The 10,143-nt window shown below is 67.9% G+C and carries 11 protein-coding genes; 1 reads left to right on the top strand and 10 read right to left on the bottom strand.

The window, feature by feature from the left end; genetic code table 11:
• Nucleotides 1-161 precede the first annotated feature (161 nt).
• Nucleotides 162-1,502 carry a crotonyl-CoA carboxylase/reductase gene (gene ccrA / locus QWU11_RS10555; RefSeq protein ID WP_290105116.1) on the top strand — a complete coding sequence of 447 codons (1,341 nt, stop codon included), beginning with the start codon at nt 162-164 and terminating at the stop codon, nt 1,500-1,502.
• Between the two features lie 83 nt (nt 1,503-1,585).
• Here the strand turns inward: ccrA and QWU11_RS10550 are convergent, their stop codons facing one another.
• From QWU11_RS10550 to QWU11_RS10505, 10 genes are all read right to left on the bottom strand, one after another.
• Nucleotides 1,586-1,810: a hypothetical protein gene (locus QWU11_RS10550; protein WP_290104944.1), complete on the bottom strand. Its 225-nt coding sequence runs from the start codon at nt 1,808-1,810 to the stop codon at nt 1,586-1,588.
• A 297-nt stretch (nt 1,811-2,107) separates the two neighbouring features.
• Nucleotides 2,108-3,214 (bottom strand): hypothetical protein, encoded by a 1,107-nt coding sequence (locus QWU11_RS10545; RefSeq protein WP_290104943.1) that lies wholly within the window; start codon nt 3,212-3,214, stop codon nt 2,108-2,110.
• Nucleotides 3,211-3,624: a hypothetical protein gene (locus QWU11_RS10540; protein ID WP_290104942.1), complete on the bottom strand. Its 414-nt coding sequence runs from the start codon at nt 3,622-3,624 to the stop codon at nt 3,211-3,213. Before QWU11_RS10540 ends, QWU11_RS10545 begins: the two co-directional genes overlap by 4 nt.
• Nucleotides 3,624-4,787, bottom strand: coding sequence for a hypothetical protein (locus tag QWU11_RS10535; RefSeq protein WP_290104941.1), 1,164 nt, complete (start codon nt 4,785-4,787; stop codon nt 3,624-3,626). The genes QWU11_RS10540 and QWU11_RS10535 overlap by 1 nt, the downstream gene beginning before the upstream one ends.
• Nucleotides 4,784-5,269, bottom strand: a complete 486-nt coding sequence (locus tag QWU11_RS10530; protein ID WP_290104940.1) for a hypothetical protein — start codon at nt 5,267-5,269, stop codon at nt 4,784-4,786. The genes QWU11_RS10535 and QWU11_RS10530 overlap by 4 nt, the downstream gene beginning before the upstream one ends.
• A gap of 2 nt (nt 5,270-5,271) precedes the next feature.
• Entirely contained in the window at nt 5,272-6,672 is a 1,401-nt protein-coding gene (locus QWU11_RS10525) for a type IV secretory system conjugative DNA transfer family protein (RefSeq protein ID WP_290104939.1), read from the bottom strand.
• 6 nt (nt 6,673-6,678) lie between these two features.
• The gene (locus QWU11_RS10520; protein WP_290104938.1) at nt 6,679-7,854 is read right to left on the bottom strand and encodes a M48 family metalloprotease; all 1,176 of its coding nucleotides are present in this window, start codon (nt 7,852-7,854) and stop codon (nt 6,679-6,681) included.
• Between the two features lie 280 nt (nt 7,855-8,134).
• Nucleotides 8,135-8,731, bottom strand: a complete 597-nt coding sequence (locus QWU11_RS10515; RefSeq protein ID WP_290104937.1) for a dihydrofolate reductase family protein — start codon at nt 8,729-8,731, stop codon at nt 8,135-8,137.
• Nucleotides 8,732-8,740: 9 nt separating this feature from the next.
• On the bottom strand, nt 8,741-9,133 hold the full coding sequence (locus tag QWU11_RS10510; RefSeq protein ID WP_290104936.1) for a pyridoxamine 5'-phosphate oxidase family protein: 393 nt from the start codon (nt 9,131-9,133) through the stop codon (nt 8,741-8,743).
• Nucleotides 9,134-9,167: 34 nt separating this feature from the next.
• Complete coding sequence (locus tag QWU11_RS10505; protein WP_290104935.1) at nt 9,168-10,115, bottom strand: NAD(P)-dependent oxidoreductase; 948 nt, start codon at nt 10,113-10,115, stop codon at nt 9,168-9,170.
• Nucleotides 10,116-10,143: the final 28 nt, after the last annotated feature.

The raw sequence follows: 10,143 nt of genomic DNA, 5'->3' as shown, positions 1-10,143 counted from the left end.
CAAATGAGCCCCCATTTTTGACCAGAGCGGCGGACGGTTCGTTGGTAACGGCAGCCTGGCGTCTTTAGCGCAATTCTGAATTGTACGTGCGATGCCTGAAGCCCCGCTAAAGCTGGGCAGGGGTTATCGTGGTGCGAGGCGACCCTGCGGAAGGTAGCGAAATGCGGGACATCCAGGCAGCGATCACTTCCGGCGCGACATCGCAAGAATGGCAGCACCTTACTCTTCCAGAGTCGTACCGCGCACTAACGGTGCACAAAGACGAGGTCGGCATCTTCGAGGGTCTTTCGACCGCGGAGAGAAATCCACGAGAGTCACTTCACATCGACGAGGTGGCGCTCCCCGAGGTCGGCCCGAACGAGGCGCTGGTCGCGGTGATGGCGAGTTCCATCAACTACAACACCGTGTGGTCCTCGATCTTCGCCCCGATCCCGACGTTCGAGTTCCTCGAACGCTACGGCCGCACGTCCCCCTTGGCCGCCCGGCACGACCTGCCGTACCACGTGCTCGGCTCGGACCTGGCGGGCGTGGTCCTGCGCGTCGGGCCGGGCGTGCAGCGCTGGAAGCCCGGCGACCATGTGGTCGCGCACTGCCTGTCGGTCGAGCTGGAGGACCCCGCGGGCCATGATGACGCGATGCTCGACCCGGAGCAGCGCATCTGGGGCTTCGAGACCAATTTCGGCGGTCTGGCCGAGATCTCGCTGGTCAAGGCGAACCAGCTGATGCCCAAGCCGGCCCAGCTGTCGTGGGAGGAGGCCGCCTCGCCGGGCCTGGTCCACTCGACGGCGTACCGGCAGCTGGTGTCCCGCAACGGCGCCGACATGAAGCAGGGTGACATCGTGCTCATCTGGGGCGCGTGCGGAGGGCTGGGCTCGTACGCGACGCAGCTCGTCCTGGGAGGCGGGGGCGTCCCGGTATGCGTGGTGTCCTCACCGGAGAAGGCGGACATCTGCCGGGCGATGGGCGCCGAACTGGTGATCGACCGCTCCGCCACGGGTCTGGAATTCTGGAGAGACGAACATACGCCGAACCGCAAGGAATGGCGCCGATTGGGCGGATTGATTCGCGACCTGACCGGCGGCGAGGATCCCGACGTGGTCTTCGAACACCCGGGCCGGGAAACCTTCGGCGCCAGCGTCTATGTCGCCCGCCGAGGCGGCACGATCGTCACGTGCGCGTCGACGTCGGGGTATGACCATTACTTCGACAATCGCTACCTGTGGATGCACCTCAAGCGGATCATCGGTTCCCATTTCGCCAACTACCATGAGGCCTGGCGAGCGAACGAACTCGTCCGGCGAGGGCACATCCATCCGACGCTATCTCGGACTTACACCCTGGACCAGGCGGCCGCGGCCGTCTGCGAAATGCAGCAGAACTCCCACCACGGCAAGCTCGGTGTTCTCTGCCTCGCGCCAGCACCCGGCCTCGGCGTCACCGATCAGGCCCGGCGGGAGAAATTCGCCCACCGCTACAACTTCTTCCAGACCCACGATCGTTAGTTCTGCGTACTCTCACCCCGCCAGCCCTCACGCCACCGCGAAAGCGGACAAACGATGCCGCGCCTCACGCCGGATGTAGGTGTTCAGTCGCGATACAGGATCTCGTGCGGAGCCGGTACCGCGAATCCCGTGAGGTCGACGCCGAAGTCCCAGCAGTCCATCGTGAGCGAGTAGGGCCTCCCTCGCCGTCGATACTTGGTCACCGCCTGCTCGCGGGTCCAGCGGAGGTGACCGTCTTCGGTGAGCCAGACGTCGAGGGTGAGGGTCTCGATCTCGTGGCGGCGTACATGCCGATAGACGCCTGCCAACAACGGATCCTGTTCGTTCCGGCGTGGTGTGATTCGTAGCGAGTAGCGCCTTAGCTCTTCGCCGTCCAGTTCGTCGACCGTGGCGGCCACGAGCTGCGCCAGATGGCGAATCGAGGCAACCGTCTCGGCATGCCCGGTCTCCCAGTTCGCTGGGGTCGCCCCTTCGCCGTTATGGCTTCCACAGCATCGGCGATGTGGCTGAGAGGCGCCTGAACCGGTGACGGGCGGCCACCGAACGCCAGGGAGAACTTCATTTCCTGCCCTCTTCCGCGCACTCGGGAAGGATCGACGAGGTGGTCATTTCGGGGTCCATTTCACGCTGCCGGCGGACACGTCGACGGGGCCTTCCACGGAGAAGGCGTCCGACTCGGAGAAGTGCTCTGTCGTACTGAAGTCCTTGGCCTCGCCGGATGCCGTCGCGGATCCTTCGTCCCCGGTTCGCACGTAGGGCCCGGTCGAGCTCACTACGACCGTGATATCCGGATATTTAGTGATCTTCCACTTCAGGCTGGTCGGCGTGCCGAGGAGGAAGACCGAGAACGGGCAACCCTTCGGGGACGTGTCCGTGCTCTGCGCGCACTGGTCGAGGTAGGCGCGTACCTGGGTGTCGACCTCGGACTCCGCGCCCGGCTTCACGCTCGCCTGAAGCGTCGCCTGGCCGCTGTCGCCGACGTAGAGTTCCTGCTCGGTGGCCTGCACCACCGGATTGTCGGGCACCCTCAACGCGTATCCGCCGGGCAGTGCGCTGGCCTGGATCGTTCGCGGTGCGTCCGGGGTGGCGGGGGCGTCGGTCTTCACCCGTACGCCGTTGACGCTGATCTCCGTCACGCCCGCCGCCGAGATGCCGACCGGAGGGAGGCCCTGGACGCGCCAGCGGTTGAACGTCTTGTGGCGCTCGCGCGTGATCGCCAGAGACGCGGTGAGGCGGCGCTCGCCGACGCGGAAGCTCACCACCGCCAGTTCCGGGTCGCTGCGTGTGTTGATCCGCTCGATCCTCAGGTCCGCCGGCGGGACGTAGTCGTGGCTGCGCAGGACGGCACTGCGCAGGAGCGGCTCGTCGCCGGTGTCCCTGGTGTCCACCGCGCGAAGGGCCGCGGCGGCGTCACGGTGGGCCAGCGCGCCGAAGAAGCCGTGGAGCGCGGCTTCGGGCGTGAAGAAGATCCGGTCCACGATCACGGGGACGACGAGGAGGGCCAGGAGCCCGGCGGCCGTGACGACCGCGACCAGCCGGACCCGGCGGGAGACCGGCCGCCGGTCGACCCACACAGACTCGGGGCCGACCACGGCCGCCGACTCGGGCGCCTCGGCGTCCTCCCAGCGCAGGGCGCGACCGCACGCGGCGCAGGACACCGCGCCGGCCTGCTGCTGGTGGGCGCCGCACGCCGCGCACCTCCGGGACGTCATCGAAGGTTCGTCTCCCGCGCGGCACCGCGCAGGAACGCGGCCACGAAGGTCTGCGTCCTCTGGTTCCGGTGCTCGGCCAGTTCCTCATGGTGGCGTACGGGCGGCTCATGCGTGCAACCGGCGAGTTCACGCCAGTCGTAGGCCGCGCGCCGGAGGTCCGCGTGCCAGCGGATGCCCTCGGTCGGGTTCACCGCCCGGGTCATGACGTAGCGGTGCCAGTACCAGAACATGATCAGCTCGGCACGCAGGCCCTCGTGGGCGGGCCAGCAGTCCGGCAGCATGACCCACGGAGCGTACGCCTGCTCCAGCCAGCCGACCCAGGCGGTGAGACGCTGCCAGGACTGGTCGTGATGTTCGTCGGAGAGATGTTCCCAAACCCAGGGTGGTGGTTCGGGCCGGTCAGCAGCCATCAGTCACCTGCGCCTCCTCGCTCCCGATTCTCCGCAGCGGCCGACGTGTCGCCGTAGTCGTCACGGTCGCCGCCTTCCTGTTGCTCGTCGGCGGCGGCCGCGATCCGCGCCAGCTGATGATCCTCATGGTCGTCGTACGACGCGCCGGCGTCCTGACCCTGGGCGCCCTGGGCGCCCTCGGCGTCCGGGGAGTGGTCAGCCCCCTCGGCCTCGTCGTATTCGCCCGGGCCCTGCTCTTCCGGGGCGGCGTCGGCCTCGCGGGGCTCGGCGGCATCTTCGTCCACAGGCTGTGGAAAATCATCCTCGGATTCGCCGGTCTCCGGACGCTCGTCTGTGGCGCCCTGAGCCGACTCGGGTGACGCCACCTCGTCGGCCTCCGCGCTCCCCGAGGAATGCGACTCCGGCTCGTCCTGCGTCGCGTCATTCGCCTGGGACTGCTTGAGCTCAGCCTCCTTCGCGCGAACCGCCTCCAGCGCCTCGGGCGTAGAGGTGGCCAACTCGCGGGGCGGCCTTGCCGGCACGGTCGAATCGTGTCCCTGGGGGACTTCCACGCCCTCGTAGCGTTGGGCCTGCAGCCAGTCCGCCGCCAGCTCCTCATCGGCTTCGAGCGATCCGGAGCGAGAAAGCTCATAGAGAGCATGATTGTCGCTCTTTGCCTGGAAGCTCTCCGGCGTGTGAAACTGAATCTCGACGAACTGACCGGTGTCCTGGTCCGTCCACGTGGTATTGATGCCCTTATACGGAGGGTTGTTCCAGGTGTTCTTGTGCGTTTCCTCTGGTTTATAAGGCTTTAGACCCTGCGCCTTGAGATGGTCGAAGCCCGCAGCGACCCCATCGGAGTACGATTCCGACGGGAAACAGATCGTGTAACGGTTCATATCGCGCGTTTCCGCGATCACATCAGAGGCATCTGCGCCCTCGGAGACATCGGAGGCGACCTTTCGCCGCAGCGAGTCGAGGCCTTTCACGGAATTCTCCAGGCCTTCGAGTTCACCACCGTAAGGAGTGCTGGCGGCTTTCAGGCCCTCGAGTTTCGCATTCAGCGACCCTCCCGCCTCCGCCGCCTGAGCATGCGCGGCACGGACCGCCTCATCGTCCTCCGGACTGAGGAAGAGATGAGCCTCATGGCCTGTACCACGCCACCCAGCCGACGCGTCGCTCACAGCTCGGTCGCCCCGGAGACCCCTCTGATATCACGCAGAATCCGCTCGGCGGTCTCCGCGTCGACGTCCTTGAGGTAAAGCGTATTGTTAAAGGCCGGATGCTCGAACTCCACCACCGACGACGTCTTTATCCACGTGTTCTCACGACCGAACGCCTCGTCCAGTACAAGCTCTGGGCTACTCCGTCGACGAAGCACCGTGAACGGCTTGCCACCCGATTCCCAGGCCGATTCGCTGTAACGAGCCCAGTAGGACACGAAGCGCTGACGATCTCGGGACAGCTCGTCGGCCTGCTGCTCGGAGATCGGTTCGAGAACTTCGACCGGCGGTGACTGCGGCACCCTTTTCGGTGCGAGCGGATGCCATTCCCAGTCGAGGAGCGACAAGTACTCCCAGTTATCACCGGAGCTCCGCCACAGCGGCCCTGGACGTTCGATGGTCCGGTCACGGCGCGAATCCATGTAGTACTGATAATCGGTCATGCCTACCTCTCGTTCCCGTGGAAGCCCTGGATTCCCGCGTACTCGGGAATGAGCCCGGCCGGCCGCGTCTCCACCCTCAGCGGCGGGTCGCTGCGGTAGAAGAGCCACGCGTGGAACGGTGGCATCATCTGAATCGCGCTGACCGGCAGCGCCGGGTAATAAAAGCTGCTCACCGTCTGCTGAGACCCGGTCTGCCCGTGCCCGCTGATCCCCACCTTGCCCGGCCGCAGCGGACCGGACGCCTCGACCGCCATCCCCGGCTGATACGTCACCGACGACTGACGCTCCTCCCCGGCCCAGGAGGAGACGTCGGCGAGATCCTGCCCGTTCGACAGGCCCCCGTAGATCAGCTTCGCCGTGGTCGCGGCGAGGATCGCGGCCTGCTGCTCGACGCCGTACCGGACGCGGAGCTGCGCCAGGCTCTGCGCCGCCCACAGCGTGATGATTCCGCGCCCGCCGCCTTCGCTGACCAGTGACGGCAGGCTGTGCAGCGGCGCGATGTTGGCGATCTCGTCCAGTGCGAGGAGCAGCGGAGGCTCCAGGCGTCCGCCCTGCCGTGCCGCGAGTTCGGACGCGCGCTGCGCGATGCTGTCCACCAGGCCCACCACCAGCGGGGCGATGGCCTGCTGATGGTGGGACGGACCGATGATGAACAGCGAGGAGTTCGTCCGCAGGAAGGCGTCGACATCCAGGTCCGTTCGCGAACACGACTCCAGTACGGTCGGCTCCGCCGTCGCCTCGATCGTGTTGCGCGCGACCGAGAAGAAGCTGCCGCGCTCGCGGTCGCCGAGGAACTTCACCGCCTCCAGATCGTCCGCCCACATACCGCCCGCGCTCTCCGACATGCGCAGGATGGCCACGGGGTCGCGTACCTCCTGCCGGGAGAGCCACCGGCGTACGACCGACAGCGGAAGCTTCTCCAGCGCGGCCGCGTGGAAGTACGCGCGCAGGATGGAGGCCGCGCCGGCGCGCCAGTGGTCGCCGTCCTCGATGCCCTGGCCGGTCACGGCGGTCATCGCCGCCACACGGCGATAGCAGACGCCGGGGTCCTCACAGTCCGCCAGCGGCGACCAGCGCAGAGACAGCTCGGGGAACTCGCTGCCGAACGGGTCGTAGACGAGGACCTTGCCACCGTGCGCCTCCGCGATCCGCCTCCGCCACTCGCCGGTGAAGCCGAGGATGTCGCCACGGGTGGAGGTGCAGACGAGCGGTCCGCCCCACCACAGCACGGACGGGATGATCAGGCCGGACGTCTTCCCGTACCGGGGAGGCCCGACGATCCCCACGGAGTCGGACCGGTCGCTCCAGCACTTGCGGTAGCGGTCGGCCGGATCCCAGCCGAGGAAGACCTGCTGTCTCGGGGCGAGCTGGAAGGGCGGAAGTCGCGGCCAGGGGTCGGTCATCTGCGATCAGTCCTTCTCCAGCGAGCTCCTCGGCGTCCCCATCGGCGGAACGGCCGGCGCGTCGGGATCGGGCAGCGGATAGCTCTTCCCGGATTCTTCGAGAGCCTCAAGGCGCAGTTCGTACGGCGGATGCGTGGCGCATGCCGAGATGTCCCAGCCGGAGCGTCCGCCATCGAGCGTGCGGCGCATCCGTGCCAGCGCCCGCCGGATTCCGTCGCGATGACCGGCCAGGACGGCGCCGCGGTCGGAGCGGTATTCGGCCTCGCGGAGTTCGGCCGCCTGAATGGGCATGATGAAGAACCGTACGGTCACGGCCGCCGGCCAGGTGAACGCCCACAGGGCGATACGGGCGAGCGGCTGACGAATGTGGTCGACGAGCCAGCAGGTGACCGAATAGAAGAGGTACAACGGCAGCGCCATGCCCCGTACGAAAGCCGCCGCGACGGGATCGGCGTTGTTCCAGTGCGTGAGCTCGTGACTGATGACGCCGGCCAGTACCTCACGGTCGTAGTTGAACTCGTCCAGCAGCCCATGGTTGATGACGAGATGCCGGGTCAGGGCGTACGCGTTGACGTCACGCTCGTCGTCTATCAACACTCGCGGCAGGCCATCGATCCCCATCCGGTCGGCGCACTCCCGCACGATCGGCATGATGAGCTTCGCCTCGCGCCTGCTGAGCCGGCGCGCCCCGCCGACCCGGAGGGTGAGCGGCTCGAAGGCGATGGTCACCAGCGTGTACACGATGCCGAGAAAGACTCCGGCGAACACCTGCCCGATCGCGATACTGAGCGCCTGCCGCGGCGAATCATGCGCGACGAGCGTCCATGGCCAGGTGAGTCCCTTGTAGAACCCGAAGGCCGCACCGCCGGCCACTCCGAGAAGTGCCCCGAGAATGCCGCCGACCTGCAACATGCCCGTCGGAATGATGTCTCCGAACAGCGGGATGTCGGTCGCTTCCCTGGACCCGCCGATGGCCCCGGCGATCGCCCCTCCGACGGCGCCCGATGCCCCGAGAGCGATCGCGATCGGAAGATTGGACCAGGCCCCGACGAGGGCGGCCACCGCGCCACGCGGAGTGCGCATGGCCCCGGCCATGATCCAGCCCAGCGCGGAGCCGAACCGCCGCGGCCGGTACGTGCCTAAGCCGATCTCGGCCATCCGATCGGCGGAAACAATGTCCATCTCCACGCGGGTCTCGCCGGGGGGCGTCCCTTGCGGATGCGGGGGCGTGAGCGTGTACGGCCCGTACGAACTCGGCGGGGCCGGCATTCCACATCCCGTGCACGCGGCCTGACCGGGGACGAACGGACGACCGCATCGCTGACAGGTCATACGGCGTCCCTCCCGGCGTCGAGGCGATCAGTTGCATCGCGCACCAGTTGGGAATCTAATCACTTCCGCTGCTTCGACAGCGAGTCCGAATTCGCGCTTCAACGCTTTCCTCGCCCCTGTGCGGCCGCGGTCAGCGCTTCACCGTGTAGTGCAGGTGCAGCACGCGGTCGCCCTGGATCACCTGGTCGGGATCGTCGAGGAGCACCGTGCCGGCGTGGCCGCCGAAGAAGCGCACTCCTTCGCCCAGGACCACCGGGACGACGTCCATCGCGACCTCGTCCACCAGCCCCGCCGCGAACGCCTGGCCGCCGAGGTCGCCGGCGGTCAGGCAGACCAGACCGTCGCCCGCGAGGTCCTTGGCGAGCGCGATGCCCGCCTCGACGGAGCCGGCGGTGTGAAACGGTGCGTCCGGATGGTCGGCGAGCCACTCCTGCGGCAATGGCCGGTGGGTGACGACGACCAGTTCGTCCCCTGCGGCCGGTCTGCCGTCCCAGCCGTTCGTGGTGTCGAACAGGTGCCGGCCGATCACCGTGACCCTGATGGCGTCCCAGAAGGGCTGAACGTAGGCCGCGGACGTCCGCGAGACCCGGAAGGTCCAGCCGCTCGTGTCGGCGGTCAACTCGGTGTCGCCGTTGAAGTACCAGTCGAACAGCGGCCCGACCGAGTCATCGGGACGCGCGATGTAGCCGTCCACCGACACGACCGCCTGCATGACGACCCTGGCCATCTCTGCTCCTCAGCCGAACGTCGGGACGATCACGTGGGTCGGTTCGACGAGGAACGCCTCGCGCTCCTCGCCCCGCGGGTACGGGCCGCCGGTGTACTTGGCGAAGATGCGGTCGACGATCTCCCAGCCCGCGTCGCCGCCGACACGCCGTACGACACGGCCACGGACGAGCGCGCTGCGGACGAGGTTGTCCCGGTCGGTCACCGAGATCGCGACGCGGTCGTCCGCCACCAGATTACGGCCCTTGCGCGAACGGGGCGAGGTGAAGAACGCCAGGTGATCGCCCTCGATGTCGACCATCACGGGGACCGAGTGCGGGCCGCCGTCAGGCAGGAGCGTGGCGATGTGGGCGATGTTCGGCCCGGCGAAGAGGGCACGGGCCTCGGCGTCGAGTGTGGTCATGGTGGGCTTCTCCCGAGTGGTTCTGGACCGGGGGCTAGCGATCGTGGCGCCGCAGCCAGTCGGTGTAGTCCGGCACGGCGCGCTCGACGTTGTACTCCGGCTCGAAACCGGTGTCCTGCCGCAGCCGGCCGATGTCGAGGTGGTTGTCGGTGGGCCGGCCGGGATCACGGCCTTCCGGAAGGACGATGCCGGCGCCCGGCACCGTCGCGTTGATCACGGCGACCACCTCGCTGTACGGGACCAGCCGCCCGGACGAGATGTTGTAGACGCGGTGGTTCAGGTGCTCCGCGACCATGAGCAGCGCGATCGCCCGGCCGCAGTCCTTCACGTAGCAGAGGTCGGTCGCGTCCTGGGCGTACGCGGGCGGCCGAGGTGGGGTGAGGTCGGCGTCCTCGCCCCAGACCGCCGCGCTGAGCAGGCGGGGAAGCGCGAAGAACGGGTTGTCGGGCAGCCCCAGGGGTCCCCAGATGGTGCCGATCCGCAGACTCACCGTCTCGAACCCGGCGCTGTCGCCGGCCAGCGCGGCGAACAGTTCCGCGGTCCTCTTGAACACCGGGATCTGATGCGGTGCCACCACCGGCAGCGCGGCGTCCTCGCGCCACGGGACCTCGTCCACCCCCGCGTACACGGCGATCGTGCTCGCGACCGCGCACCGCCGTACGCCCCACGCCCGCGCCGCCTCGAGAACGTTGAGCAGGCCGGAGGTGTCGGTACGCAGGTACTCGATCGGATCGGGCAGATCGTGGCGCGCGGCGGCGAGGTGCACGATGCCGGTGATCTCGTGCCGCCTGCCGATGTCGAGGACGGCTTCCCGGTCGTTGGTGTCCAGTGGTTCGACCACGATGCGGCCGGGCTCCGCGGCGAGGTGTTCGGGCAGCCCGCTGGAGCGATGCGCGGTGACCACGACGGATTCGCCCAGGTCGAGCAGGGCTCGCGCGGTGTGCGACCCGATCGACCCCAGACCGCCGATGACGAGGATCACGCTTCCCCCGTCCGGGGTGGGTCTATTT

Origin of the sequence: Actinomadura sp. DC4 (assembly GCF_030406325.1) — a bacterium.
Lineage (GTDB): Bacteria > Actinomycetota > Actinomycetes > Streptosporangiales > Streptosporangiaceae > Actinoallomurus.
This window is presented reverse-complemented; position numbering and strand designations above follow the sequence as displayed.

What these genes read in the sequence shown, in the direction of transcription:
- ccrA (WP_290105116.1), top strand. Translation starts at nt 162, where the DNA reads ATGCGGGACATCCAGGCAGCGATCACTTCCGGCGCGACATCGCAAGAA.
- QWU11_RS10545 (WP_290104943.1), bottom strand. Translation starts at nt 3,214, where the DNA reads ATGACGTCCCGGAGGTGCGCGGCGTGCGGCGCCCACCAGCAGCAGGCC.
- QWU11_RS10540 (WP_290104942.1), bottom strand. Translation starts at nt 3,624, where the DNA reads ATGGCTGCTGACCGGCCCGAACCACCACCCTGGGTTTGGGAACATCTC.
- QWU11_RS10530 (WP_290104940.1), bottom strand. Translation starts at nt 5,269, where the DNA reads ATGACCGATTATCAGTACTACATGGATTCGCGCCGTGACCGGACCATC.
- QWU11_RS10525 (WP_290104939.1), bottom strand. Translation starts at nt 6,672, where the DNA reads ATGACCGACCCCTGGCCGCGACTTCCGCCCTTCCAGCTCGCCCCGAGA.
- QWU11_RS10520 (WP_290104938.1), bottom strand. Translation starts at nt 7,854, where the DNA reads ATGGACATTGTTTCCGCCGATCGGATGGCCGAGATCGGCTTAGGCACG.
- QWU11_RS10515 (WP_290104937.1), bottom strand. Translation starts at nt 8,731, where the DNA reads ATGGCCAGGGTCGTCATGCAGGCGGTCGTGTCGGTGGACGGCTACATC.
- QWU11_RS10510 (WP_290104936.1), bottom strand. Translation starts at nt 9,133, where the DNA reads ATGACCACACTCGACGCCGAGGCCCGTGCCCTCTTCGCCGGGCCGAAC.